Origin of the sequence: Paracoccus sp. (in: a-proteobacteria) (assembly GCF_046289755.1) — a bacterium.
Lineage (GTDB): Bacteria > Pseudomonadota > Alphaproteobacteria > Rhodobacterales > Rhodobacteraceae > Paracoccus.
This window is the reverse complement of the sequence record NZ_JBKBVD010000001.1, coordinates 112,179-137,605: the sequence shown is the minus strand read 5'-3', so window position 1 is coordinate 137,605 and position 25,427 is coordinate 112,179. Positions and strand designations below refer to the sequence as shown.

The 25,427-nt window shown below is 66.8% G+C and carries 22 protein-coding genes and 1 other annotated feature; of the genes, 20 read left to right on the top strand and 2 right to left on the bottom strand.

Features of this window, described 5'->3' with window-relative positions:
• Window positions 1-10: 10 nt before the first annotated feature.
• The 5 genes from ccmB to ggt all read left to right on the top strand — a co-directional run bounded on the left by ccmB (window position 11) and on the right by ggt (window position 4,002).
• Entirely contained in the window at window positions 11-667 is a 657-nt protein-coding gene (gene ccmB / locus ACK41U_RS00625; protein ID WP_409674429.1) for a heme exporter protein CcmB, read from the top strand.
• A 41-nt stretch (window positions 668-708) separates the two neighbouring features.
• Complete coding sequence (locus ACK41U_RS00620) at window positions 709-1,434, top strand: heme ABC transporter permease (protein WP_409674427.1); 726 nt, start codon at window positions 709-711, stop codon at window positions 1,432-1,434.
• A complete protein-coding gene (gene ccmD, locus ACK41U_RS00615) occupies window positions 1,431-1,583 on the top strand; it encodes a heme exporter protein CcmD (protein WP_409674425.1) in 153 nt (50 codons plus the stop codon). The genes ACK41U_RS00620 and ccmD overlap by 4 nt, the downstream gene beginning before the upstream one ends.
• Window positions 1,576-2,118 carry a DsbE family thiol:disulfide interchange protein gene (locus ACK41U_RS00610; RefSeq protein ID WP_409674423.1) on the top strand — a complete coding sequence of 181 codons (543 nt, stop codon included), beginning with the start codon at window positions 1,576-1,578 and terminating at the stop codon, window positions 2,116-2,118. The genes ccmD and ACK41U_RS00610 overlap by 8 nt, the downstream gene beginning before the upstream one ends.
• A gap of 81 nt (window positions 2,119-2,199) precedes the next feature.
• Complete coding sequence (gene ggt, locus ACK41U_RS00605; RefSeq protein WP_409674421.1) at window positions 2,200-4,002, top strand: gamma-glutamyltransferase; 1,803 nt, start codon at window positions 2,200-2,202, stop codon at window positions 4,000-4,002.
• Window positions 4,003-4,186: 184 nt separating this feature from the next.
• Here ggt and acnA read toward each other — a convergent pair whose 3' ends face one another.
• Window positions 4,187-6,967, bottom strand: coding sequence for an aconitate hydratase AcnA (gene acnA, locus ACK41U_RS00600; protein ID WP_409674419.1), 2,781 nt, complete (start codon window positions 6,965-6,967; stop codon window positions 4,187-4,189).
• A 273-nt stretch (window positions 6,968-7,240) separates the two neighbouring features.
• Here acnA and ACK41U_RS00595 point away from each other — a divergent pair, with 273 nt between their 5' ends.
• Window positions 7,241-8,287 carry a DUF1223 domain-containing protein gene (locus tag ACK41U_RS00595; RefSeq protein ID WP_409674417.1) on the top strand — a complete coding sequence of 349 codons (1,047 nt, stop codon included), beginning with the start codon at window positions 7,241-7,243 and terminating at the stop codon, window positions 8,285-8,287.
• 153 nt (window positions 8,288-8,440) lie between these two features.
• Window positions 8,441-9,073, top strand: coding sequence for an inner membrane-spanning protein YciB (locus ACK41U_RS00590; RefSeq protein ID WP_409674415.1), 633 nt, complete (start codon window positions 8,441-8,443; stop codon window positions 9,071-9,073).
• Here the strand turns inward: ACK41U_RS00590 and ACK41U_RS00585 are convergent.
• Window positions 9,049-9,966 (bottom strand): hypothetical protein, encoded by a 918-nt coding sequence (locus ACK41U_RS00585; RefSeq protein WP_409674413.1) that lies wholly within the window; start codon window positions 9,964-9,966, stop codon window positions 9,049-9,051. The two genes, ACK41U_RS00590 and ACK41U_RS00585, sit on opposite strands and share 25 nt — an antisense overlap.
• A 604-nt stretch (window positions 9,967-10,570) precedes the next feature.
• Between ACK41U_RS00585 and ACK41U_RS00580 the strand changes: the two genes are divergently transcribed.
• From ACK41U_RS00580 to ftsA, 13 genes are all read left to right on the top strand, one after another.
• Window positions 10,571-13,120: a ribonuclease E/G gene (locus tag ACK41U_RS00580; RefSeq protein ID WP_409674411.1), complete on the top strand. Its 2,550-nt coding sequence runs from the start codon at window positions 10,571-10,573 to the stop codon at window positions 13,118-13,120.
• Between the two features lie 121 nt (window positions 13,121-13,241).
• Window positions 13,242-13,985 carry a cytochrome c biogenesis CcdA family protein gene (locus ACK41U_RS00575; protein WP_409674409.1) on the top strand — a complete coding sequence of 248 codons (744 nt, stop codon included), beginning with the start codon at window positions 13,242-13,244 and terminating at the stop codon, window positions 13,983-13,985.
• Window positions 13,986-14,199: 214 nt separating this feature from the next.
• Complete coding sequence (gene ftsW, locus ACK41U_RS00570) at window positions 14,200-15,363, top strand: putative lipid II flippase FtsW (RefSeq protein ID WP_409674407.1); 1,164 nt, start codon at window positions 14,200-14,202, stop codon at window positions 15,361-15,363.
• On the top strand, window positions 15,363-16,448 hold the full coding sequence (locus ACK41U_RS00565; protein WP_409674405.1) for a UDP-N-acetylglucosamine--N-acetylmuramyl-(pentapeptide) pyrophosphoryl-undecaprenol N-acetylglucosamine transferase: 1,086 nt from the start codon (window positions 15,363-15,365) through the stop codon (window positions 16,446-16,448). The genes ftsW and ACK41U_RS00565 overlap by 1 nt, the downstream gene beginning before the upstream one ends.
• Window positions 16,445-17,872, top strand: coding sequence for a UDP-N-acetylmuramate--L-alanine ligase (gene murC, locus ACK41U_RS00560; protein ID WP_409674403.1), 1,428 nt, complete (start codon window positions 16,445-16,447; stop codon window positions 17,870-17,872). The genes ACK41U_RS00565 and murC overlap by 4 nt, the downstream gene beginning before the upstream one ends.
• Complete coding sequence (locus ACK41U_RS00555; RefSeq protein ID WP_409674401.1) at window positions 17,869-18,135, top strand: DUF2484 family protein; 267 nt, start codon at window positions 17,869-17,871, stop codon at window positions 18,133-18,135. The genes murC and ACK41U_RS00555 overlap by 4 nt, the downstream gene beginning before the upstream one ends.
• Window positions 18,132-18,479 (top strand): hypothetical protein, encoded by a 348-nt coding sequence (locus ACK41U_RS00550; protein WP_409674399.1) that lies wholly within the window; start codon window positions 18,132-18,134, stop codon window positions 18,477-18,479. Before ACK41U_RS00555 ends, ACK41U_RS00550 begins: the two co-directional genes overlap by 4 nt.
• Before the next feature lie 102 nt (window positions 18,480-18,581).
• Window positions 18,582-18,637: a sequence feature (sul1 is cis-regulatory element that is thought to sense ions involved in sulfur or methionine metabolism; They are found in Alphaproteobacteria), on the top strand.
• Between the two features lie 66 nt (window positions 18,638-18,703).
• Window positions 18,704-20,200: a SulP family inorganic anion transporter gene (locus ACK41U_RS00545; RefSeq protein ID WP_409674397.1), complete on the top strand. Its 1,497-nt coding sequence runs from the start codon at window positions 18,704-18,706 to the stop codon at window positions 20,198-20,200.
• Window positions 20,201-20,211: 11 nt separating this feature from the next.
• Window positions 20,212-21,063, top strand: coding sequence for a universal stress protein (locus ACK41U_RS00540; RefSeq protein WP_409674395.1), 852 nt, complete (start codon window positions 20,212-20,214; stop codon window positions 21,061-21,063).
• 52 nt (window positions 21,064-21,115) lie between these two features.
• Entirely contained in the window at window positions 21,116-22,048 is a 933-nt protein-coding gene (gene murB / locus ACK41U_RS00535; protein ID WP_409674393.1) for a UDP-N-acetylmuramate dehydrogenase, read from the top strand.
• Window positions 22,049-22,193: 145 nt separating this feature from the next.
• Window positions 22,194-23,129 carry a D-alanine--D-alanine ligase gene (locus tag ACK41U_RS00530; RefSeq protein WP_409674391.1) on the top strand — a complete coding sequence of 312 codons (936 nt, stop codon included), beginning with the start codon at window positions 22,194-22,196 and terminating at the stop codon, window positions 23,127-23,129.
• A complete protein-coding gene (locus ACK41U_RS00525) occupies window positions 23,117-24,055 on the top strand; it encodes a cell division protein FtsQ/DivIB (protein ID WP_409674389.1) in 939 nt (312 codons plus the stop codon). Before ACK41U_RS00530 ends, ACK41U_RS00525 begins: the two co-directional genes overlap by 13 nt.
• Before the next feature lie 19 nt (window positions 24,056-24,074).
• Entirely contained in the window at window positions 24,075-25,409 is a 1,335-nt protein-coding gene (ftsA, locus tag ACK41U_RS00520) for a cell division protein FtsA (protein ID WP_409674387.1), read from the top strand.
• The last annotated feature ends 18 nt before the right edge of the window (window positions 25,410-25,427 follow it).

Genomic DNA, 25,427 nt, shown 5'->3' with positions numbered 1-25,427 from the left:
GGGGCGCGCGATGCTGGCGCTGCTGATCCGCGACCTGCGACTGGCGGTGCGGGCGGGCGGCGGCTTTGGCCTTGGTGTGGCGTTCTTTCTGATCCTGTCGGCGCTGGTGCCATTCGGGGTTGGTCCTGATCGCGCCGCGCTGGCACCGGTGGCGCCGGGCATCCTGTGGGTCGGCGCGCTGCTGGCCTGCCTGTTGTCGCTGGACCGCATCTTTGCGCTGGATCACGAGGATGGCAGCCTTGATCTGCTGGCCACCGCGCCGCTGCCGCTGGAAGGCGCCGTCGCCATCAAGGCGCTGGCCCACTGGATCACCACCGGGCTGCCGCTGATCCTCGCGGCGCCGCTGTTCGGCGTGCTGCTGCAACTGCCGCCCGCTGCCATGCCATGGCTGATCCTGTCGCTGCTGGCAGGGACGCCGGCGCTGTCGATGCTGGGCGCCTTCGGGGCGGCGATCACGGTGGGGCTGCGGCGGGGGGGGCTGCTTTTGTCGCTGTTGGTGCTGCCGCTCTATATCCCTACGCTGATTTTCGGCGCCGAGATCACCCGGCGCGGCGCCATGGGCCAGCCGGTTCTGACGCCGCTGGTCTTTCAACTGGGCATCACGCTTGGTGTTCTGGCGCTGATACCATTCGCCGCAGCCGCCGCGCTGCGGGTCAATCTGCGGTGAGCGGGCTTGAGCCGCCGCCGCGCCGCGGTTAGGGAACCACCATGTCGATCTGGGAATATGCCAACCCCGCCAAGTTCATGCGCACGACCGACCGGCTGCTGCCCTGGGTCGCTGGCGCGGCTGTGCTCTGCTGCGTGGGCGGCGTGGTCTGGGGTTTTCTGACGCCCGATGATTTCCGGCAGGGATCGACCGTCAAGATCGTGTTCCTGCATGTGCCCGCCGCGATGATGGCGATCAATATCTGGGTGATGATGCTGATCGCCTCGCTGATCTGGATCATCCGCCGCCACCATGTCAGCGCGCTGGCCGCCAAGGCCGCCGCCCCCATCGGCGCGGTGATGACGCTGATCGCGCTGGTGACCGGCGCGCTGTGGGGACAGCCCATGTGGGGCACATGGTGGGAATGGGACCCGCGCCTGACCAGCTTCCTGATCCTGTTCCTGTTCTATCTGGGCTATATGGCGCTGTGGTCAGCCATCGACGATCCCGACAGCGCCGCCGATCTGACCGGGGTGCTGTGCCTTGTCGGTTCGGTCTTTGCGCTGCTGTCGCGCTATGCGGTGATGTTCTGGAATCAGGGCCTGCATCAGGGCGCCAGCCTGTCGGTGCAGTCGGGCGAGCGGATGAGCCATGTCTATCGCTATCCGCTCTATCTGGCGATGCTGGGCTTTGGCCTGCTGTTCCTGACGCTGCTTCTGATCCGCACCCGCACCGAAATCCGCAAGCGACGCCTGGCCGCGCTGCAGGCACGCGAGATCCGGGCATGATGGATCTGGGGAAATACGCATTCGCGGTGCTGGCCTCCTACGGCGTCTCGCTGGCGCTGCTGGGCGGGCTGATCTGGCACACGCTGGCTGCCAATGCGCGCGCCCGTCGCGCGCTGGACGATCACGAGAAAAGGGGAAAACATGGCTAAATTCTCGCCGCTGGTGATCCTGCCGCCCGCGATCTTTGCCGCGCTGGCTGTCACCTTCCTCTGGGGGATGAACCGCGAGGACCCCGACCTGTTGCCCTCGGCGCTGATCGGCCGCGCGGCGCCGCCGGTGCCCGAAACGACGCTGCCCGGCAAGACCCAGCTGACCGCCGATCTGCTGGCCGCGCCGGGCGTCAAGCTGGTCAATTTCTGGGCCAGCTGGTGCCCGCCCTGCCGCGTCGAGCACCCGGTCCTGATGGAGCTGTCGCAGGAAATCCCCGTCTATGGCGTAGCCCTGCGCGACCAGCCCGGCAATGCGCTGTCCTTTCTGGGTGAGGGCGGCGACCCCTATGCCGCCATCGGGGACGACCCGCGCGGGCGCACCGCGATCGACTGGGGCGTGACCGCCCCGCCCGAGACCTTCATCATCGACGGCGAGGGGCGCATCCTCTACCGCTTTGCCGGGCCGATCGTGGGGGCCGATTACGAAAACCGCTTCCGTCCCGAACTTGACCGGGCGCTTTCCGCCGAGGATTGACCCCGGACTGACCCGCAGACTTGATCGCAGTCGAAAGCCGCGCCACACTGATTGCATGTCGTGCAGATCGGGGGGCTGAGGATGTCGAGGGTATTGATGCTGGCGCTGCTGTTGGGCAGCGCGGGGATGGCCGGTGCGCAGCAGGCGGCAGATGCGATAGCCCCCGAGGGCGCCTCGGCTGCCGACGCGTTGCAGCCGGGCTTTGGCCCGCTGACGCAGGCCGCACAGGCCGCGCTGACGGCCAAGGCCGAGGGGCGCCCGGTCACCGGGCAGGACTGGATGGTCACCGCGGCCCATCCTCTGGCGGTCGAGGCCGGGGCACGCGTGCTGGAGGCCGGGGGCAGCGCCGCCGATGCCATGGTCGCGGTGCAGGTGGTGCTGGGTCTGGTCGAGCCGCAGAGCTCGGGGCTGGGTGGCGGCGCCTTTCTGGTCTGGTATGATGCAGCCACGGGTGAGGTGACGACGCTGGACGGGCGTGAGACCGCGCCGATGCTGGCGACGCCGACGCTGTTTCAGGACGATGAGGGCCAGCCCCTTGGTTTCATGGATGCGGTGGTGGGCGGCCGCTCGGTCGGCACGCCGGGCACGCCGCGCCTGCTGGAGATGGTGCATCGCAAATGGGGCCGGGCGAACTGGTCGGGCCTGTTCGAGGACGGCATCCGGCTGGCCGAAGAGGGGTTCACCGTCTCGCCCCGCCTTGCCACGCTGGTGGCGGGCGAGGGAGAGGCCCTGTCGCGCTATCCCGCGACGGCCGGTTACTTCTTCCCCGGCGGACAGCCCGTCGCCGAGGGCGCGACCCTGCAGAACCCGGCCTATGCCCGCAGCCTGCGGGCGCTGGCCCAAGGCGGCGCCGATGCCTTTTATCGCGGCGAGATCGCGCAGGAAATCGTGGCCGCCGTGCGCGGCGCAGAGGACAATCCCGGCCTGCTGGGCATGGATGATCTGGCGGCTTACCGGGTGGTGGAACGCCCGGCCGTCTGCGTGGACTACCGGGCGCATGATGTCTGCGGCATGGGCCCACCCTCGTCCGGGGGGCTGACGGTGGGGCAGATTCTGGGGATGCTGGGCGGATATGATCTGGCCGGAATGGACGCCGAAAGCCCGGATGCCTGGCGGCTGATCGGCGACGCCTCGCGGCTGGCCTTTGCCGACCGGGGCCGCTTCATGGCCGACAGCGATTTCGTGCCGATGCCGACCGAAGGGCTGATCGACCCCGATTATCTGGCCTCCCGTGCCGAATTGCTGGCGGGCGACGACAGCCTTCCCGAAACCGCGCCCGGCACCCCCGGCTGGAGCCACGCGATGCTGTGGGGCCAGGATCACGCGCTGGAACTGCCCTCGACCAGCCATATCTCGATCGTCGATGCCGATGGCAACGCGCTGTCGATGACCACGACCATCGAGAACGGCTTTGGCGCGCGCATCATGGCGGCGGGCTTTCTGCTGAACAACGAGTTGACGGATTTCAGCTTCACCACCCATGACGAGTCCGGCTATCCCATTGCCAACGCCCTGGCACCGGGCAAGCGGCCACGCTCTTCCATGGCCCCGGCCATTGTGCTGAAGGACGGTGCGCCGGTGATGGTGATCGGCTCGCCGGGCGGCAGCCGCATCATCGGCTATGTCGCCCGCGCGATCATCGCGCATCTGGACTGGGGCATGAATATTCAGGCGGCGGTCGCCGCCCCCAACCTTGTCAACCGCTTCGGACCGATGGATGTCGAGCCCGGCTTGCCCGCCGCCCTGTCTGACGGTCTCGCGGCCATGGGGTTCGAACTGAATGAGACCGAACTGACCTCGGGCCTGCAGGGCATCGTGATCACCCCCGAGGGCCTTGAAGGCGGGGCCGATCCGCGCCGGGAAGGGATTGCGATCGGCGGCTAGCGCGGCGAGCGGGGAAGGGGGCTGCCGCCCCCATCGCGCGATGCGCGATTCCCCCGCGGATATTTTCATGAAGAAGAAGGGGACCGGGCCTGCCTTTCTTCTTCACTCAAATATCCACCTTGCGACCTCGCAACAAAAAACCCCCGGCGAGATGCCGGGGGTTGTCCTGTTAAACCTGGTCCGATCAGGCAGCTGCCAGATTGCGCAGAACGTAGTGCAGCACGCCGCCGTTCTTGAGGTAGTCAATCTCGACCTCGGTATCGACGCGGGCCTTCAGCTGGATCTGTTTTTCCGTGCCGTCGGCATAGGTGATCGTGCAGGGCACCATCGACAGCGGCTTGAACGCGCCCGCCAGCCCGTCGATCGAGATGACCTCGTCGCCGGTCAGCTTCAGGGATTTGCGGTTGTCGCCGCCGGTGAACTCGAACGGGATGACGCCCATGCCGACGAGGTTGGAACGGTGGATCCGCTCGAACGATTCGGCGATGACCGCCTTGACGCCCAGCAGGTTCGTGCCCTTGGCCGCCCAGTCACGCGACGAACCGGCGCCGTATTCGATCCCGCCGATCACGACCAGCGGTGTCCCCTGATCGACATAGGACATGGCGGCGTCATAGATCGCGGCTTCGTTGCCGTTCGCATCCTTGGAATAGCCGCCTTCGACGCCATCCAACATCTCGTTCTTGATGCGGATATTGGCGAAGGTGCCGCGCATCATGATCTCGTGGTTGCCACGGCGCGAGCCGTAGCTGTTGAAATCACGCGGCGCGACCTGCCGTTCGGTCAGGTACTGACCGGCAGGCGTGCCCGGCTTGAACGAGCCTGCGGGGCTGATGTGGTCGGTGGTGATCATGTCGCCCAGCAGCGCCAGAACGCGCGCGCCCTTGACGTCGTGGATCACGCCCGCATCCTTGGACATGCCCTGGAAATAGGGCGGGTTCTGGATATAGGTCGAGGATGCCGGCCAGTCATAGGTCTCGCTGTCGGTGATCTCGACGCCCTGCCAGCGCTCGTCGCCCTTGAAGACGTCGGCGTATTTGGCCTGGAACATCTCGCGCGTGACGATGGTATCGACCAGTTCGGCGACTTCTTTCGAGGTCGGCCAGATGTCTTTCAGATAGACCGGCTTGCCGTCCGGCGTATGGGCCAGCGGGTCTTTGGTCACGTCGATGTTCATGTCGCCCGCAATGGCATAGGCCACCACCAGCGGCGGCGAGGCCAGATAGTTCGCGCGCACGTCGGGCGAGATGCGGCCTTCAAAGTTGCGGTTGCCCGACAGGACGGACACGGCCACCAGATCATTGTCGTTGATCGACTTGGAAATCTCGGGCTGCAGCGGGCCCGAGTTGCCGATGCAGGTGGTGCAGCCGAAACCCACGAGGTTGAATCCAAGCGCGTCCAGATCTTCCTGAAGGTTCGCGGCCTTCAGATACTCTTCGACCACCTGCGAGCCGGGCGCCAGCGAGGTCTTGACCCAGGGCTTGCGGGTCAGGCCAAGCGCACGCGCCTTGCGGGCCACCAGACCGGCGGCCATCAGCACATAGGGGTTCGAGGTGTTGGTGCAGGAGGTGATCGAGGCAATCACGACCGAGCCGTCGCGAAGTTGATAATCTTCGCCGTCCACCGGGGCACTGTTCAGATGGCCATGGCTGCCGCCGGGGATGTCCTCGGGGGCGGGCGAGGGCGAGCCGCCCTCTTCGGTCATTTCGGCTTTCTCCTCGGCCGGAACCGAAGCGGCAGGGCGCAGGCCCTTGATGTAGTCGCTGAATGCGGTCGCGGCCTCGGTCAGCGGCACATGGTCCTGCGGACGTTTCGGGCCGGAAATCGCGGGGACGACGGTGCTTTGATCCAGCGACAGGGTCGAGGAATAGACCGGCGCGTAATCCGCCGTGCGCCAGAAGCCGTTTTCCTTGGCATAGGCCTCGACCAGCGCGATGCGGTCCTCTTCGCGGCCGGTCTGGCGCAGATAGCGCAGGGTCTCGTCGTCGATCGGGAAGAAGCCGCAGGTGGCGCCGTATTCGGGGGCCATGTTGGCGATGGTCGCGCGGTCGGCCAGCGGCATGTGGTCAAGACCCTCGCCGTAGAACTCGACGAACTTGCCGACGACACCGTGCTTGCGCAGCATCTGCACGACCTTCAGCACCAGATCGGTGGCGGTCACGCCCTCGGCCAGCGCGCCGGTGACCTCGAAGCCCACGACTTCGGGGATCAGCATCGAGATCGGCTGGCCCAGCATCGCGGCCTCGGCCTCGATGCCGCCCACGCCCCAGCCAAGGACCGCAAGGCCGTTGACCATGGTGGTGTGGCTGTCGGTGCCGACCAGCGTGTCGGGATAGGCGATGGTGGCGCCGGTCTGGTCGGTGTCGGTCCAGACGGTCTGGGCCAGATATTCAAGGTTCACCTGATGGCAGATGCCGGTGCCGGGCGGGACCACGCGGAAGTTGTTGAACGCCTTCTGGCCCCATTTCAGGAAGGTGTAACGCTCCATGTTGCGCTCGTATTCGAGTTCAACATTGCGCTGGAAGGCGCGGGGGGTGCCGAACTCGTCGATCATCACCGAATGGTCGATGACCAGATCGACCGGGTTCAGCGGGTTGATCTGCTGCGGATCGCCGCCAAGCGCCTTGATGCCGTCGCGCATCGCCGCCAGATCGACCACGGCGGGAACGCCGGTGAAATCCTGCATCAGCACGCGGGCGGGGCGATAGGCGATCTCGCGGCTGGATTTGCCGCCATCGGTCGCCCATTGGGCGAAGGCCTTGACGTCATCGACCGACACGGTCCGGCCGCCATCCTCAAAGCGCAGCATGTTTTCCAGCACGACCTTCAGCGCGGCCGGCAGTTTCGAGAAATCGCCAAGCCCCGCCTCGGTGGCGGCGGCGATCGAATAATAATCGACGCTTTGACCGCCCGCGCTGAGCGTGCGGCGCGTCTTGGCGGTGTCGGTTCCGGTCTGGATGGGCATCAAGGCCTCCCTGTCTGCAAGTGTGGATGGGTCGGGCGTGCGTGCCCCTGCTTTGCCCCATCACAGGGGCTTTCGCAAGTGCGGCAACGCGCATTGTATGCAATCGCATACCATACTGCCGCCTGTTGCTCAAGAGGCACGCAGCGCGATGTGTCGTGCATCTGACAAAGCGTTGATTGTCTATTCCGGCGGGCATTGACTATGGAGTTCACTGTGACATTCGACAGAGATCAGACAATGCCGCTTGCAGACAGCCATGATGCAGGACGTGTGGTGAACAGGCTTTGCGCCACGATGCTGGCGATCGCGTTCGGCCTTGGCATGGGGCCTGCCTGGTCAGAAGGCGAACCCTCGGATGCCGCCCAGTTCGAGGCGACGGGTCAGGTTGACAGGTTCGATGCGCAGACCGCTGAACGCCCGATGGCTGAGGACCGGGCGACTGAGGACCGGACGGCTGATGGCGACGGCGCGGACGATGCCGGGGCCTATGGCGCACCCGTCATCGCAGCGCCTGATGATCTGGGGCGGATGGCGCCGGGGTCCACAGCCATGGGTCACGACGGCGGGGGTCGCGAAGGCGCGATGCTGAACAGCTTTGCGGCCTCGGACGCGCCTGCGCCGTCGATGGCGCGCATTCCAAGCGGTGGCGACCTGCCGGTGGTGGTCGAGCTGTTCACCTCGCAGGGCTGTTCATCATGTCCTCCGGCAGATGCGATGCTGTCGATGATCGCGCAGAATGACGATGTGCTGGCGCTGGCCTATCACGTTGATTACTGGGACTATCTGGGATGGGCCGACAGCTTTGCCCGCCCCGAATTCACCGCCCGGCAAGAGGCCTATGCCCGCGCTGCGGGCGAACGCTCGATCTATACGCCGCAATTGATCATCGAGGGGCGCGATACTGCGCTGTCCCCCGGCCCCGCGCAGTTGATGGGGCTGGTGGACGCCGCGCGCTTTCGTCCCGCCATGGTTTCGGTCCAGCGCGAAGGCAAGGGGCTGAACGGCACGATCGAATTGTTGCCGCTGTCCGATCTGGGCGGCCGGGTGGACATCACGATGGTGCGCTACCTGCCCCAGCGACAGGTCAACATGACGGCGGGCGAGAACCGGGGGCGCACCGTGACCTATTCGAACATCGTCGTCTCGCTGGAGCGTCTGGCCGCATGGGACGGGCTTGCCCCCTTGCGGCTGACCGTGCGCCCGGTCGAGACGAATGGCACGGAATTCCCCGCCGACACCCGCCATGCGTTGCTGGTGCAGAAGGTGCAACCCGCCTACGATCTGCCCGGCCCGATTCTGGCGGCGATCCGGCTGGACTGAGGGGCAGGGCGTCTGCCGGCTGTGGTCGCGGCCCTTGTGAGGCGGGTCAGGCTGAGCGAAAAGGCGCAGGAAACCTGGCGGTCGCAAGCCGACGGTGGTGTGGATCGCTGAATTAGCTGCCCAAAGCGGCGGCGCAACAGAATGGATGGCGGAATGGATCAGGACAAGGCAGGCAGGCAGGCGAAACCGTGGGTCAAGCCGGTGCTGGAGTTCGGGCCGCTGATTCTGTTTTTTGCGGTGTTCATGCTGTATCGCAACGATACGGTGACGCTCATGGGTCAGTCCTATGGCGGCTTCATGCTGGCGACGCTGATCTTTGTCCCGGTGCTGGTTGCGACGACGCTGATCCAGTGGCGGCTCAGTGGCAAGCTGGCGCCCATGCAGGTGGCGACGCTGGTGCTGGTTGTGGTCTTCGGCGGCATGTCGCTGTGGCTGAACGATCCGCGCTTTTTCAAGATCAAGCCGACGATCATCTATCTGTTGTTTGCGGCGATCCTTGGCACCGGGCTGGCGCTGCGGAAGAACTGGCTGGGCGCCGTTCTGTCCGAGGCATTGCCGATGACGACCGAGGGCTGGCGCATCCTGACCATCCGCATGGCTCTGTTCTTCGTCGCGCTGGCGGTGGCGAACGAACTGGTCTGGCGGATGATGACGGAAACCAGCTGGGTCTGGTTCAAGACCTTTGGCCTGCCGGTGCTGATCTTTATCTTTCTGATGGGCAATGCGGGCCTGTTCAAGGCCCATGCGTTGTCCGACGAGGGTCAGGGCAGGGACAGCGGCGCCTGATCGGCCAGCGCCCGGACACCTGCGGGCCGCGCCAGCAGGCGCGACCAGCGTGGTTCGGGCCGCTGCGGCAGATGCTGGCGCAGCAGTCCCATCGGCAGCGCCCAGGAGTGGCACAGCGCCGCCCGGTAGAAATCGAACAGCCCCGCACGCAGATAGGATGTCCAGTGCGACAGGCGCAGCGCGTTCCGGTCGGTCGGAAAGCCCAGGTTGCGCAGCCCGTCCAGCGTGGCGTCGTCGTCGATCTGCACATCGACCCAGTTGCGCGCGGGGCGTTCAAGGCCAAGGCCAAGCGCCCGCCTTCGCCCGCGCGCCATGATCTGCTCCAGCGCGAAATCGAACAGGTCGTTTTCGCGTGACGTGATGTTCAGCACCTCGGCCTGCGCCCCGGCAGGGCGGATCAGTGCGGCCGCGGCGGTGTCGCGGAACTCGGCCGCGTTCAGCAGCACCAGCCGCGACAGGCTGCCCGCCTCGGCATGGGCCAGCGCCTGCAGCGCCACGCGCCCGCCAAGCGAATGCCCGATCAGCGCCACCGGCCGGCCCGCCACCTGTGCCAGATCGCTGACCAGCCGGGCCAACCCCTCGCCAGTCTCGCCCGCGCGGGTATAGGCGCGACCGAACCGGCCTCGCGCCTCCCAGCCAAGCGCGATGGCCAGCCCTTCGCAGGCCGTCCCCGCCCCGAATCCCAGCCCGCGCGGCCACGAGATCGCGCGCCGGGCGCCCGGCCTCGGGTCCAGCGACAGGATATGGCGGTGCGGGTCGTGACAAGGGGCCGAGGGGGAATAGCGGTAGCCGTGCAACATCACCACAATGGGCGCCCCTGCGGGCAGATCGGCGGCAACCTGCCACAACCGCGCGGGCAGAGCCTGTCCGGCATTGACGCTGATGACCGGCATCCCGACCTCCTGTCTGGCCTCGATCATGGCCTAGGGGAAGGGTGCGACAGGGGCGTGAACGTGGTGTTAATGCTGCGTGACGTTGCCCGCATGCCGCGCCGCGGCTGATCTGTGCGTCGGTGTCGCGCAAATAGTCCATCCAAAATGCACTCGCAGGTTGTGCGCTGCAATCCGCGACCCCTGTATGGGGGCCGCGTTTTATCATTGAACCCGGCTGCGCTTCGCCTCTATGGTAAAGGGACGCGCCGCGCGACCCTTGGACGGGTTGCCACGCGCCGACAGTTTCGCAGCGCGGCACCTCTGCCCGTCCCATTCGCGGGCGGCAGCATGTGCCACGCGGAAAACCCGCCCTTCGCCTGCGCCTCTGGCGCGCGAAGGTGCAGATGACAGCGACCCGGCCGGCCTTTCTGGCAATCCGGGTTTTACGAAGGAACAGACGCGATGACGCGCGCACAGGAAGGCAAGTCGGACAACCAGAGGGCATTGCGCCCGGCCGGTCCCGATGCCTTGTCCGACGCCGCGCCCGTGTCATTATCACAACGCAGCCTGATCCGGGGGGCGCCGATGGCCCCGCCCGGCATCCGCCTGCGCGAAAGACACATAAATGGCAATGAAAATGCTGATCGACGCCACCCATGCCGAGGAGACTCGGGTGGTCGTGGTCGACGGAACCAAGGTCGAAGAATTTGATTTCGAGACCCTGAACAAACGCCAGATTTCTGGCAATATCTATCTGGCCAAGATCACGCGGGTCGAGCCCTCGCTGCAGGCGGCCTTTGTGGATTACGGCGGCAACCGCCACGGGTTTCTGGCCTTTGCCGAGATCCATCCCGATTATTACCAGATCCCCGCAGCCGACCGCGAGGCGCTGAAGGATGAGGAACGCGCCCAGGCCGAAGAGGCCGAGGCCGAGGAAAACAACCGCAGCCGCCGCAAGCGTCCCGCAGCCCAGACCGCCGGGGATGGCGACGAGACCGCGCAGTCGGATGACGGCGATGACGACATCGAGTCGGTGGCCGATGAGGACGTGACCGAAGAGGTCCGCGCCCCCCGTCGCCCCCGCGCCCGCCGCTACAAGATCCAGGAGGTCGTCAAGGTCCGCCAGATCATGCTGGTGCAGGTCGTCAAGGAAGAGCGTGGCAACAAGGGCGCCGCGCTGACCACCTATCTGTCTCTGCCGGGCCGCTATTGCGTGCTGATGCCCAACACCGCGCGCGGCGGCGGGATCAGCCGCAAGATCACCAACATCGCGGACCGCAAGAAGCTCAAGGACATCGCGGGCGAGCTGGACGTGCCCAAGGGCGCGGGCCTGATCATCCGCACGGCGGGCAGCCAGCGCACCCGCACCGAGATCAAGCGCGATTACGAATACCTGCTGCGCCTGTGGGAACAGATCCGCGACCTGACCTTCAAATCGGTCGCCCCTGCGGCGATCTACGAGGAAGGCGACCTGATCAAGCGCAACATCCGCGATCTGTATTCGAAAGAGATCGACGAGGTGCTGGTCGAGGGCGAGCGCGGCTATCGCGTGGCCAAGGACTTCATGAAGATGATCATGCCGTCCCACGCCAAGAACGTGAAGCATTACGTCGATCAGATGCCGCTTTTCGCGCGCTTTCAGGTCGAAAGCTATCTGGCCGCGATGTTCAATCCGGTCGTGCAGCTGAAATCGGGCGGCTATATCGTCATCGGCATCACCGAGGCGCTGGTGGCCATCGACGTGAACTCGGGCCGGGCGACCAAGGAAGGCTCGATCGAGGATACGGCGGTCAAGACCAACCTTGAAGCCGCCGACGAGGTGGCCCGCCAGCTGCGCCTGCGCGATCTGGCCGGTTTGATCGTCATCGACTTCATCGACATGGACGAACGCCGCAACAATGCGGCGGTCGAAAAGCGCATCAAGGACAAGCTGAAATCGGACCGCGCGCGCATCCAGATCGGCCGCATCTCGGGCTTTGGCCTGATGGAGATGAGCCGTCAGCGCCTGCGCCCCGGCATGCTGGAATCCACCACCCAGCCCTGCCCGCATTGCCACGGCACCGGCCTGATCCGCAGCGATGACAGCCTTGCGCTGACCATCCTGCGCGCGATCGAGGAAGAGGGCACCCGCAAGCGGTCGCGCGAAGTTCTGGTCCGCGCGCCCATCGCGGTCGCCAACTTCCTGATGAACGCCAAGCGCGAGCATGTGGCGGGGATCGAGGCCCGTTACGGCATGTCGGTCCGGGTCGAGGCCGATCCGGCCCTCGTCTCGCCCGATTACGCGATCGAGAAGTTCAAGACCGCGACCCGTGTGGTCCCCGAGGTCTCGCATGTGCCGTTGTCGCTGGATGCCGAGCTGATGGCGCAGATCGACCATGAAGAGGATGACGAGGACGATCTGATCGAGGATGCCGTCGAGGTGACGCCCGAGGCCCCCGAGGTCGCCGAGGCGGCACCCGCCAGGGCCGCGCCGGTCCAGCAGGATGCAGACGAGCAGGGTGACGAGAACGGCGATGGCGATGGCGAGGGGGGGCGGTCGCGCCGCCGTCGCCGCCGTCGCAAGCGCCGCTCGGACCGCCCCGAAGACGAGGCGATGTCGGACGATCAGGACCGTCAGGACGAGGCGCAGGACGCGCCCGCCAGCCAGCCTGCTGCCGCCAGTGCCGCGGCCGACAGTGCCGCTGCCGACAGCGCGGATGCCCCGGCGGATGAGGCGCAGGAAGGGTCGGGCCGTCGCCGGTCGCGTTCGCGCAGCCGTTCGCGGCGTTCGTCCGGCGATACGCCGCTGCCCGAAGTGGTCGATCTGTCGGAGGACAGTGACGGCACGCGGGCCGAGGCTCTGCCCGGCCTGAACGCAGCGCCTCTGGCCGAGGCGGTCATCGCTGACGTATCAGTCGCCGAGGAACCTGCCGCGCAGGAGGCCACCCAGCAGGAGGCCCCCGAGCAGGCGGCTGTCGATGATCGCCCCGCCGTCGAGGCCGCCCCGGAAGAGGCCGCAGTTGCGGCGCCGGAAGCCGGGCAGATCCCCGAGCCCGTGCTGGAGGTCTCGGTGGCCGTTCATGCCGAGCCCGAGCCCGAGGCACCCGCCCCGGCACCGCAGGCCGCCAATCAGCCGGAACCGGCAGATGAGTCCGGTCAGTCCAAGCGGCGCGGCTGGTGGTCTTCGGGAAGCTGAGCCACCTCTGATGACCGGGAACGGGGCGCGGCATTGCCGCGCCCCGTTTCGTTTTGCCGCCCACGCAGGCGTGACGCAATGCCCCCTGTCCTTTGCGCGGCCATCGGCTAAGGTGCGGCCCATGTTGGGAATCGAACTCGCCACCGCCGCCTTTCTGCCTGCCGCCCTCGTGGCGTTGCTGGCGGGGGTGCTGTCCTTTCTGTCGCCCTGTGTGCTGCCGATCGTGCCGCCCTATCTGGCCTATATGACCGGGGTAGGGGTCAACGGCCTGAAGAAGCGCGAGCGCAGCGCGGTCCTGCCGGCGCTGTTCTTCGTGATGGGCCTGTCGACGGTGTTTCTGGTCATGGGCTTTGCGGCCTCGGCCTTTGGCCGCGCCTTTCTGACCTGGCAAGAGACGCTGTCGCAGGTCGCGGGCGTCATGGTCATCGTGATGGGCCTGCATTTCCTGCACATCATCCGCATTCCGATTCTGGATCAGGAGGCGCGGTTGCAGGCCGGTCAGCAGGGTGGTGGCGCATTTGGCGCCTATGTGCTGGGGCTGGCCTTTGCCTTTGGCTGGACGCCCTGCATCGGGCCGCAACTGGGGATGATCCTGACGCTGGCCGCCACGGGGGGCGAGCTGTCGCGCGGCACTGCGCTGCTGGCGGTCTACGCACTTGGGCTGGGGATTCCCTTCCTGCTGGCCGCGATTTTCATCGACCGTGCGATCGGGCTGATGAACCGCATCAAACCCTATCTGAAGGCGATCGAGCGGGCGATGGGTGCGCTGCTGGTCGTGGTGGGGGTCATGCTGATCACCGGCGCCTTCTCGGCCTTCAGCTTCTGGCTGCTGGAAACCTTCCCGGCGCTGGCGACACTGGGCTGACGGCAGAGCGATTTGCCTTGTCGGTCTTGAAGCGCGTCCCGCGTCGCCAGCCCGACACAGCTGCCCCAGCCCGGTTGAACACAATTCTGCGTGTAGGGCCTCAGCGCCGGAAATCATTGGGGAATCGGTTGTAGCACCGCGCGGCATTTCGCGCTAATCTGGCGGTCAGATCCGGAAAAACCGGACAGACAGAGGCAGTGACGGCGGTATTCTCATGACCGAGATGGTCTTCGGCACCACGCCCGTAAGGGCGGCCGACCCGATTCTTCCACGCTGGTGGCGCACGCTGGACAAATGGGCGCTGGCCTGTGTGTTCGGACTGTTCGCGACGGGTATCCTGCTGGGGCTGGCCGCATCCGTGCCGCTGGCCGAGCGCAACAACCTGCCGCGTTTCTACTATGTCCAGCGTCAGGCGGTGTTCGGCGGGCTGGGGCTGATCGTGATGATGGTCGTCTCGATGCTGCCGCCGCGCCAGATCCGGCGGATCGGGGTGCTGGGCTTTGCGGTCTCGTTCCTGCTGCTGGTGGCGCTGCCCTTTATCGGCACCGATTTCGGCAAGGGCGCCACGCGCTGGCTGTCGCTTGGCTTCGTGTCGATCCAGCCGTCCGAGTTCCTCAAGCCCGGTTTTGTCGCGCTGTGCGCGTGGTTCATGGCCGCCAGCCAGGAGGTCGGCGGGCCTGCCGGACGGCTCTATTCCTTTATCGCCGCCGGCGTCGTGGTCGTGCTGCTGGCGCTGCAACCCGATTTCGGTCAGGCCTCGCTGGTGCTGTTCTCGTGGCTGGTCATGTATTTCGTGGCCGGAGCGCCGATGGTGCTGCTGCTGGGCGTGGCGGGGATGGCGATCATGGGCGGTGTCTTTGCCTATGGCTCGTCCGAGCATTTCGCCCGCCGCATCGACGGGTTCCTGCAATCGGAAGTCGATCCCCGCACCCAGATCGGCTATGCCACCAATGCCATTCAGGAGGGCGGCTTCTTCGGCGTCGGGGTGGGCGAGGGCACGGTGAAATGGTCGCTGCCCGATGCGCATACCGATTTCATCATTGCCGTCGCCGCCGAGGAATACGGCTTTGTCATCGTGATGGCGATCATCGGGCTGTATTGCACCATCGTCACCCGATCGCTGCTGCGGCTGCTGCGCGAGCGGGACGCCTTTGCGCGCATCGCGGGCACCGGGCTTGCCTGTGCCTTCGGCGTGCAGGCGCTGATCAATATGGGCGTGGCGGTGCGTCTGCTGCCTGCCAAGGGGATGACGCTGCCCTTCGTCAGCTATGGCGGCTCGTCCATGATCGCCTCGGGGATCGCGGTCGGAATGCTGCTGGCCTTGACGCGGACGCGCCCGCAGGGCGAGCTGGCCAATATTCTGCGGCGGGGTCGCTGATGGCGGATAGGCTTGCGCTGATCGCCGCCGGAGGAACCGGCGGGCATATGTTCCCGGCCCAGTCGCTGGCGGAACTGCTGCTGGCCGAGGGCTGGCGGGTCAAGCTGTCCACCGATGACCGGGGCGCGCGCTATGCCGGGGCCTTTCCGCAGGCGGTGGAACGGCAGGTCGTGGCCTCGGCCACCACCGCGCGGGGCGGCATCGCGGGCAAGCTGGCGGCTCCGTTTCGCATTGCCGCCGGGGTTTGGTCCGCGCGCGCGGCCTTTCGCCGCGACCGGCCCGATGTGGTGATCGGCTTTGGCGGCTATCCGACGATCCCGGCGCTGACGGCGGCGCGGATGATGGGCCTGCCGCGCATGATCCATGAACAGAACGGCGTGATGGGCCGGGTGAACCGTCTGTTCGCGGCCCGCGTCCACCGCATCGCCTGCGGCACATGGCCCACCGATCTGCCTGCGGGCATCAGCGGCCTGCATACAGGCAATCCGGTCCGCAGCGCCGTGCTGGACCGCGCCGCCACCCCCTATGAGGCGCCGGGCGAGGGCGCGCTGCGCCTGCTGGTCATCGGCGGCAGTCAGGGCGCGCGGGTGCTGTCCAGCATCGTGCCCGCCGCCGTGGCCGCGCTGCCCGATGATCTGCGCGCGCGCCTGTCGGTCAGCCATCAGGCCCGGGCCGAGGATATGGACCGCGTCACCGCAGCCTATGCCGCGGCCGGGATCACCGCCGAGGTGCAGCCCTTCTTTACCGATGTGCCCGACCGGATCGCGGATGCGCATCTGGTCATCAGCCGCTCGGGCGCCTCGTCGCTGGCCGACATCACCGTCATCGGGCGGCCCGCGATCCTGATCCCCTTTGCCGCCGCGACCGGCGATCACCAGACCGCCAATGCGCAGGCTCTGGCCGAGGCGGGGGCGGCGCATGTCCATCCTGAATCCGTGCTTGACGCGGAAAGCCTCACGCGCGACATCCGCGCGATCCTGACCGACCCCGCGCAGGCCACGGCCATGGCCGCCGCCGCGCTGAAACTGGCCCGCCCCGATGCGGCGCGGCGCCTCTACGACCTCGTCGAGGAGATTGTGCGATGAACGCAGCGACAAAACTGCCCGGAGAGCTGGGCCCCATCCATTTCGTGGGCATCGGCGGCATCGGCATGTCGGGCATTGCCGAGGTGCTGCTGACGCTTGGCTATCAGGTGCAGGGCAGTGACCTGAAGCGCTCCAAGATCACCGACCGGCTGGAGAAACTGGGCGCACGGGTGTTCGAGGGCCAGCAGGCCGGAAACATCGCCGACGCGGCGGTGATCGTGATCTCGACCGCGATCAAGAAGGGCAATCCCGAACTGGAAGAGGCCCGCCGTCGTGGCCTGCCCGTCGTCCGCCGCGCCGAAATGCTGGCCGAGCTGATGCGGATGAAATCGAATATCGCCATCGCAGGCACCCACGGCAAGACGACCACGACCACGATGGTTGCCACGCTGCTGGACGCGGGCGGGCTGGACCCGACCGTCATCAATGGCGGCGTGATTCATGCTTATGGCAGCAACGCGCGGGCCGGTGCGGGCGAATGGATGGTGGTCGAGGCGGATGAAAGCGATGGCAGCTTCAACCGCCTGCCCGCCGACATCGCCATCGTGACGAATATCGACCCCGAGCATATGGAGCATTGGGGCAGCTTTGACGCGCTGCGGCAGGGTTTCTACAATTTCGCCTCGGGGATTCCGTTCTATGGGCTGGCGGTCTGCTGCACCGATCACCCCGAGGTGCAGGCGCTGGTGGGCAAGCTGACCGACCGCCGCGTGGTGACATTCGGCTTCAACGCGCAGGCCGATGTGCGCGCGGTCAACCTGCGCTATCAGAACGGCATCGCGCATTTCGACATTGCGCTGCAGGGCGAAGGTCCCTCCGAGACCGGCGACATCGAGATGATCGAGGGCTGCACCCTGCCGATGCCGGGCGATCACAACGTCTCGAACTGTCTGGCCGCAGTTGCCGTGGCGCGCCATCTGGGCATCAAGAAAGCCGAGATCCGCGAGGCGCTGGAGAAATTCGCAGGCGTTGGCCGCCGCTTTACCCGCGTGGGCGAAATCGGCGGCGTGACCATCATCGACGACTACGGCCATCACCCGGTCGAGATCGCCGCCGTGCTGAAGGCCGCGCGGCAGGCCAGCAGCGGGCGTGTCATCGCGGTGCATCAGCCGCATCGCTATTCGCGCCTGTCGTCGCTGTTCGAGGATTTCTGCACCTGCTTCAACGAGGCCGATGTCGTGGCCATCGCCGATGTCTATGCCGCGGGCGAAGACCCGATCCCCGGCGCCAGCCGCGATGATCTGGTGGCGGGGCTGATCGCCCATGGCCATCGCCACGCCCGCGCCATCCTGTCCGAGGATGATCTGGAACGCCTCGTGCGCGAACAGGCCCGTCCGGGTGACATGGTGGTCTGCCTTGGGGCCGGCACAATCTCGGCCTGGGCCAACAACCTGCCGATGCGCCTGCAGGGACAGGCCGCATGAGCCTGCCCGCCGGTCTTGCACTGGCGGCACTGGCGCTGTGGCTGCTGGCGGCCTGCGCCATCCCGCGCCTGCGCCTGGCCCACCGGGGCGTGGCGGTCTGGGTACTGGTGCTGGCGGGTGTGCCGCTGCTGGGTTGGCTGACACTGCGCTGGGGGCCGGGCCTGGGCGTGCTGGGCTTTGCGCTTGGGCTGCTGGTTCTGTACCGCCCGCCGCTGCGCCGTCGCCGCAGCGCGCGCGTCAACCGCCAAAGCCCCGAAGCATGAGGTTGTGGCTGATCGCGGGGGCCTGCCTGCTGGGGGCGGGGTTCGTCGCCTGGGGTTGCGCGCGGCTGCGGCTGCGCTGGCCGTTGCTGGTGCTGTCGCTGCTGCTGGCCGCGATTGCGGTGCAGTTGTTTCTGGCCGCGCGGGGGCAGGGCGGCATGCACGATCTGGCGGCGCTGGTCGCACAGGCGCTGACCGTCGCCCCGGCGCTGCTGGGCGTGGCGGTCGGGCTGGGGCTGGCGCATCTGCGCGGGCATCGCGCGGGCTGGCGCAGCCTGCCCGGTTTTCTCAGCCTGCTGGCGCTGGCCGTGGCGGCAGGGGCTGTGGTGCTGACCTTCCTGCTATAGCGGCAGCGTTGCCTGCATCACGCGCATCCACGGCATTCTCGGGAAATAAACCACCCGGCGGTTGATCTTTGGTGCCTGCTGCGGCTAATGCTGCGCCAAACGCATGGACCCGGTGAAAATCCGGGTGGCTCTTCCGGCCGCTGACCCGCCGGACAATCATCTGAAAAAACATTCCGTGCAGGCCCGACACCAACAGGCCAGAGGCGCGGGATGATGGACAGCTTATGATCTCATTTTCCGAATACCGTCACCAATGGTTCGGCAATATCCGCGGCGATATTCTTGCCGGTGTTGTCGTGGCGCTGGCCCTGATCCCCGAGGCTATCGCCTTTTCGATCATCGCGGGCGTTGACCCAAAGGTCGGCCTCTATGCCAGCTTCTCGATCGCCGTCATCACGGGCATCGTGGGCGGGCGTCCGGGCATGATCTCGGCTGCCACGGCCGCGACCGCCGTGCTGATGATCACGCTGGTGCGCGATCACGGGCTGGAATACCTGCTGGCCGCGACCGTGCTGGCGGGGCTGTTGCAGATCGGCGCCGGGCTGCTGAAGCTGGGCCGCTACATGCGCTATGTCTCGAAGTCCGTCATGACCGGGTTCGTCAACGCGCTGGCGATCCTGATCTTCATGGCGCAGCTGCCCGAGCTGGACTTTGCCAATCCCGGCGTGACCTGGCTGACATGGGCGCTGGTGGCCGCCGGTCTGGCGATCATCTACCTGTTCCCGCGCGTGAACCGGACGATCCCGTCGCCGCTGGTGACGATCATCGTGCTGACGGCGCTGGTGGCGTTCCTGGGCTGGGACGTGCGCGTCGTGGGCGATATGGGCGCGCTGCCCGATACGCTGCCGGTGTTCCTGATCCCAGATATTCCGCTGAACCTCGATACGTTGCTGATCATCCTGCCCTATTCGCTGGCCGTGGCCATCGTGGGCCTGCTGGAAAGCCTGATGACGCAGAACATCGTCGATGATCTGACCGACACGACATCGAACCGCGATCAGGAATGTATCGGGCAGGGCGTGGCGAATACCGCGACCGGCTTTATCGGTGGCATGGCTGGCTGCGCGATGATCGGTCAGTCGATCATCAACGTGAAATCCGGCGGGCGCGGGCGGCTGTCGGCCTTTGCGGCTGGCGTCTCGCTGCTGATCATGGTGGTGGGCCTTGGCGGCCTTGTCGCGATCATTCCGATGCCCGCGCTGGTGGCGATCATGATCATGGTCTCGATCGGCACATTCTCGTGGTCGTCGCTTGGCAATCTGCGCACGCATCCCCGGTCGTCCTCGGTGGTGATGATCGCGACGGTGGCGACGGTGGTGTATACCCATAACCTCGCGATCGGCGTGCTGGTCGGCGTCATGCTGTCGGGCATCTTCTTTGCCGCCAAGATCGCGCAGCTGTTCCGCGTGTCCTCAACCCTGTCTGCAGATGGCCGCACCCGGACCTATGTGATCGAGGGGCAGCTGTTCTATGGCTCGTCCGAAGATTTCGCCGGGGCTTTTGATTTCCGCGAGGCGGTCGAGCGGGTGGTAATTGATGTCAGCGGCGCCCATATCTGGGACATCAGCTCGGTTCAGGCGCTGGACATGGCGATCCTGAAACTGCGCCGCGAAGGGGCCGAGGTCGAGGTGATCGGCCTCAATGAAGCCTCCGAGACGCTGGTGGACAAGCTTGCCATTCATGACAAGCCCGGCGCACTTGACAAGCTGATGGGGCATTGAGGGGGATGGCGATGAACAAGATACTCGCACTGGTCGACGGTTCGGTCTATTCCGAAAGCGTCTGCCACCACACCGCCTGGATCGCGGGGCGCCTGAACGCGTCTGTCGATCTGATGCATGTGCTGGGCCGCCGCGAGGCGGGCGGCAAGCAGAACCTGTCGGGGGCGCTGACCCTCGGCGCGCGATCCGCCCTGCTGGCCGAGCTGGCGGCGGCGGATGAACAGCGCGCGCGTCTGGCGCAGGCACAGGGCCGCGCGATCCTCGAGGATGCGGAGCAGATCCTGCAACAGGCGGGCGTGGCCGAGGTGGGCACCCATCTGCGCAAGGGCGACATTCTGGAAGCCGTCCGCGAGATCGAGCCCGACCTGCGCGCCATCGTCATCGGCAAGCGGGGCGAGGCTGCGGATTTCGCCAGCGGTCATCTGGGCTCGAACCTCGAACGGATCGTGCGCGCCTCGAAAGTGCCGGTCTTCGTCGCCTCGCGCGCGTTCAGGCCGATCGGGCGGGTGCTGCTGGCCTTTGACGGCAGCCCCTCGGCCCGCATGGCGGTGCAGCGCATGGCGAAAAGCCCGGTCTTTCAGGGGCTGGAGATCACGCTGCTTCATGTGGGCGAGGACAAGCCCGCGATCCGCACGCGGCTGGACGAGGCGATGCTGGAGCTGACGGCTTCCGGCCTGCGGGTCATGCTGCGGGTGGTGCCGGGCGAGCCGGACGAGGCTTTGCGCGCGCTGGTCGTTGACGAAGGGTTCGATCTGCTGGTGATGGGCGCTTACGGCCATTCGCGGATCCGCAGCCTGATCATCGGTTCGACCACGACGGCGATGATTCAGGCCGCCAGCATTCCGGTGCTGCTGTATCGGTAAGGCCGGGCGGGGGCCGGTTGACGGCCCCCGCTCTGCTGGCTACCAGTCGGGAATGACACCTGACCTTCCGACCCCCCGTGGCAGCCTGATCCCCGACCGTGCGCTTGACAGCCTGACATGGCTGCGGGTGGGCGGCCCTGCCGACTGGCTGTTCCAGCCCGCCGATGCCGAGGATCTGGCGGCGTTTCTGGCCGATCTGCCCGGTGATGTGCCGGTCTTTCCCATGGGCGTCGGCAGCAACCTGATCGTGCGCGATGGCGGCATCCGGGGCGTCGTGATCCGTCTGGGCCGCGCCTTCAACACCGTCGAGGTCGAGGGTGACATCGTCACCGCAGGCGCCGCCGCGCTGGACGCGCAGGTGGCCCGCCGCGCCGCCGAGGCCGGGCGCGACCTGACCTTTCTGCGCACCATTCCCGGCAGCATCGGCGGTGCGGTGCGGATGAATGCGGGCTGCTATGGCAGCTATATCGCCGATCACCTGATCGACGCCGAGGCGGTGACCCGCGACGGGCGCCGCGTGACGCTGACCCCTGCCGATCTGCGCTTTGGCTATCGGCATTCCGACATTCCCGACGACTGGGTCATCACGCAGGCCCGGCTGCGCGCCGCGCCCGGCAATACCGACGCGCTGCACGCCCGCATGGCCGACCAGCTGGCCCGCCGCGACGAAAGCCAGCCCACGAAGGAACGCAGCGCCGGATCGACATTCCGCAACCCGGCGGGGTTCAGTTCGACCGGGCGTGCCGATGACACGCATGACCTCAAGGCATGGTCGCTGATCGACGCGGCGGGCCTGCGCGGCCATAGCTGGGGCGGCGCGCAGATGTCGGAAAAGCATCCCAACTTCCTGATCAATACCGGCGGCGCGACGGCTGCCGAACTGGAAGCCCTGGGCGAGCTGGTGCGTCGCCGGGTGCTGGAAGACAGCGGCCATGAGCTGCAATGGGAGGTCATCCGCATCGGTGATCCGGCGCCCGAGGAATAGGCCCGCCGCAACAATCGGTGCAGCGCGCTGAATTATCACTTTTGCGGTTGGCGCTTTGCCTGTATCTTCCCGCCACAGGATGCGGCCAACCAAGGCTGCGCGAGACGGACAAAGCCCGGAACAACCGGGCGCGAAAGGCGAAAACGTGGCGGGCAGGTCGAGCAGGACAGCCCACTCGGTCGCTGTTCTGATGGGCGGACCCTCGGCCGAGCGCGAGGTGTCGCTGTCGTCAGGGCGCGAATGCGCGGATGCGCTGCGGGTGGCGGGCTATGAAGTAACCGAAATCGTGCTGGACAAGGCGCGCGGCGATCAGATCGTTCAGCGCCTGACGGCGGCTGCGCCCGATGTGGTGTTCAACGCCCTGCATGGCCGCTGGGGCGAGGATGGCTGCGTTCAGGGCCTGCTGGAATGGCTGGGCCTGCCCTATACGCATTCGGGGGTTCTGGCCTCGGCGCTGGCGATGGACAAGACCCGCGCCAAGGATGCCTTTCGCGCCGCCGGCCTGCCGGTGGTGGAAAGCGTGATCGCGGATGCCGATGAGGTGCGCCGCCGCCATGTGATCCCGCCGCCCTATGTCGTGAAACCCAATGACGAGGGGTCTTCGGTCGGCGTCTACATCGTGCATGACGGCGCCAATGCGCCCCCCGATCTGTCGCCCGACATGCCTGCACGGGTGATGGTGGAAACCTATGCGCCGGGGCGCGAACTGACCACCACCGTGATGGGCGCCCGCGCGCTGGACGTGACCGAGATCCTGACCGACGGCTGGTATGACTATGCCGCCAAATACACGGTCGGCGGCTCGCGCCATGTGGTCCCGGCGGACATCCCCGACCAGATCCGCGCCGCCTGTCTGGACATGGCCTGCCGCGCGCATAAGGCGCTTGGCTGCACCGGCCTGACCCGGACCGATTTCCGCTGGGACGAGGCGCGCGGGCTGGCGGGGCTGATCATCCTTGAGGTGAACACCCAGCCCGGCATGACGCCCACCTCGCTGGCGCCCGAACAGGCGGCGCATGCGGGGATCGACTTTCCCGCGCTGATGGCCTGGATGGTGGAGGACGCGCTGTGCCGGTCGTGATCGACCACAGGCCCAATCGCACCCCGCCCGCCGCGCCCCCTCAGCGGCGCGATCCCGCACCCTCGCGGCTGACCTATCGCTTGCAGCGGATGTGGCTGACGCCGCTGTATCGCCGCGTTGTGCGCGTGGGGCTGCCCGCGTTCGCACTGGCGATGATCGCCGGGCTGTGGCTGGCCGATGAGGATCGCCGCGCCCGGCTGACCGGCAGCGTCACCTCGGTCGTGGCCCAGATCCAGAGCCGCGATGAATTTCAGGTCCGCATGATGACGATCGAGGGCGCCTCGCCCGTGGTCGACCGCGCCCTGCGCGCCATGCTGCCGGTGGATCTGCCCGCCTCCAGCTTTGACATCGACCTGCCCGCGCTGCGGCTGCAGGTGATGCAGCTTGATGCGGTGGAAAGCATTGATCTGCGCATCAAGCCCGGCGGAATCCTGTCGGCGGTGGTCAAGGAACGCGAACCGGCGATCCTGTGGCGCCACGCGCGGGGGATCGAGATTCTGGACAAGGGCGGCCACCGCGTCGCCAGCGTCACCTCGCGCGAGGTGCGGCCCGAACTGCCGCTGGTCACGGGCGAGGGGGCCGATCTGGTCATTGCCGAGGCGCTGGCCCTGTTCGATGCGGCAGGCCCGATCCTGCCGCGTGTGCGCGGTCTGGTGCGGCGTGGTGAACGGCGCTGGGATCTGGTGCTGGATTTCGACCAGCGCATCCTGCTGCCCGAGACCGGCGCCGTGACCGCGCTGGAGGCCGCCATCGCACTGGACCGGGCCGAGGACATGCTGGGCCGCGACATCGCCGTGGTCGATCTGCGCACGCCCTCGCGCCCGGTGCTGAGGCTGGGCGTTGATGCCCGCAACACGATCCGCGAGGCACGCAACCAGCCCCTGCTGGGGCCGGACGGGAATGTACTGCCGGACACCGAAAGCTGAGACAAGGAGGCAAGGGCGAATGACTGACCTGTATCAGACGCAGCGCGCAATGCGAAACATGCGCCGTGCCGCCTTGCAGCGCGGCGTGATCGGCATTCTGGACATCGGCACCTCCAAGATCGCCTGTCTGGTCCTGCGCTTTGACGGCACCGGCACGTTCCGGGAAACCGATGGCGTCGGCCCCATGGCGGGGCAGGTGAATTTCCGCGTGATCGGCGCCGCCTCGACCCGCTCGCGCGGGATGCGGCGCGGCGAGATCGAGACCATGGCCGAGACCGAGCGTGCCATCCGCACCGTCGTTGCCGCCGCACAAAAGCTGGCCGGTGTGCGGGTCGATCACGTCATCGCCTGCATGTCGGGGGGGCGGCCTGCCTCTTACGGTCTGGCGGGCGAGATTTCGCTGCCCGCAGGCAAGGTCGGCGATCACGAGGTCGCATCGGTGCTGGCCGCCTGCGACACGCCCGATTTCGGCCGCGGTCGCGAGGTGCTGCATGCACAGCCGGTGAATTTCGCGGTCGACAACCGCTCGGCCCTGGTCGATCCGCGCGATCACGTCGGCAACAAGCTGTTCTGCGACATGCATGTGCTGACCGCCGACAGCGACATGATCGGCAACCTGGTGCATTGCATCCGGCGCTGCGATCTGGAGCTGGCGGGGATCGCCTCGGCGCCCTATGCCTCGGGCCGCGCCTCGCTGGTCGAGGATGAGCAGGAGCTGGGCGCCGCCTGTGTCGATTTCGGAGGCGGTGGCACCGGCGTCACGATCTTTGTCAAAAAGCACATGATTTTTTCGGATCACGTGCCCATCGGCGGCAATCTGATCACGCAGGATATCGCGCAGGGGTTGCGCGTGCCTCTGCCCGTGGCCGAGCGGCTGAAGACCCTGAACGGCGGCGTCGAGGCAACGGGCCGCGACGACCGCGACATGATCGACGTGGGCGGCGAGACCGGCGACTGGGAAACCGACCGCCGACAGGTCAGCCGTGCCGATGTCATCGGCGTCATGCGCCCGCGGGTCGAGGAAATTCTGGAGAATGTGCGGGGCGTGCTGGACGCGGCCGGGTTCGATTATATGCCCAGCCAACAGATCGTTCTGACCGGCGGCGGCAGCCAGATCCCCGGTCTGGACGGGCTGGCGACGCGTATTCTGGGGCCGAATATCCGCTGCGGACGGCCCCTGCGCATCGACGGGCTGGCCCATCAGCTGACCGATCCCAGCTTTTCCAGCGCCGTCGGGCTGGCGCTGTTTGCCGCCCATCCGCAAGACGAGTGGTGGGACTTTGAAATGCCCTCGGACCGCTATCCGGCGCGGTCGCTGCGGCGGGCATATCGGTGGTTCCGAAACAACTGGTGATTGTATTGCACCGCTTGC

Coding starts and splice junctions, on each gene's coding strand:
- ccmB (WP_409674429.1), top strand. CDS start 11: ATGCTGGCGCTGCTGATCCGCGACCTGCGACTGGCGGTGCGGGCGGGC.
- ACK41U_RS00620 (WP_409674427.1), top strand. CDS start 709: ATGTCGATCTGGGAATATGCCAACCCCGCCAAGTTCATGCGCACGACC.
- ccmD (WP_409674425.1), top strand. CDS start 1,431: ATGATGGATCTGGGGAAATACGCATTCGCGGTGCTGGCCTCCTACGGC.
- ACK41U_RS00610 (WP_409674423.1), top strand. CDS start 1,576: ATGGCTAAATTCTCGCCGCTGGTGATCCTGCCGCCCGCGATCTTTGCC.
- ggt (WP_409674421.1), top strand. CDS start 2,200: ATGTCGAGGGTATTGATGCTGGCGCTGCTGTTGGGCAGCGCGGGGATG.
- acnA (WP_409674419.1), bottom strand. CDS start 6,967: ATGCCCATCCAGACCGGAACCGACACCGCCAAGACGCGCCGCACGCTC.
- ACK41U_RS00590 (WP_409674415.1), top strand. CDS start 8,441: ATGGATCAGGACAAGGCAGGCAGGCAGGCGAAACCGTGGGTCAAGCCG.
- ACK41U_RS00585 (WP_409674413.1), bottom strand. CDS start 9,966: ATGCCGGTCATCAGCGTCAATGCCGGACAGGCTCTGCCCGCGCGGTTG.
- ACK41U_RS00580 (WP_409674411.1), top strand. CDS start 10,571: ATGGCAATGAAAATGCTGATCGACGCCACCCATGCCGAGGAGACTCGG.
- ACK41U_RS00575 (WP_409674409.1), top strand. CDS start 13,242: ATGTTGGGAATCGAACTCGCCACCGCCGCCTTTCTGCCTGCCGCCCTC.
- ftsW (WP_409674407.1), top strand. CDS start 14,200: ATGACCGAGATGGTCTTCGGCACCACGCCCGTAAGGGCGGCCGACCCG.
- ACK41U_RS00565 (WP_409674405.1), top strand. CDS start 15,363: ATGGCGGATAGGCTTGCGCTGATCGCCGCCGGAGGAACCGGCGGGCAT.
- murC (WP_409674403.1), top strand. CDS start 16,445: ATGAACGCAGCGACAAAACTGCCCGGAGAGCTGGGCCCCATCCATTTC.
- ACK41U_RS00555 (WP_409674401.1), top strand. CDS start 17,869: ATGAGCCTGCCCGCCGGTCTTGCACTGGCGGCACTGGCGCTGTGGCTG.
- ACK41U_RS00550 (WP_409674399.1), top strand. CDS start 18,132: ATGAGGTTGTGGCTGATCGCGGGGGCCTGCCTGCTGGGGGCGGGGTTC.
- ACK41U_RS00545 (WP_409674397.1), top strand. CDS start 18,704: ATGATCTCATTTTCCGAATACCGTCACCAATGGTTCGGCAATATCCGC.
- ACK41U_RS00540 (WP_409674395.1), top strand. CDS start 20,212: ATGAACAAGATACTCGCACTGGTCGACGGTTCGGTCTATTCCGAAAGC.
- murB (WP_409674393.1), top strand. CDS start 21,116: ATGACACCTGACCTTCCGACCCCCCGTGGCAGCCTGATCCCCGACCGT.
- ftsA (WP_409674387.1), top strand. CDS start 24,075: ATGACTGACCTGTATCAGACGCAGCGCGCAATGCGAAACATGCGCCGT.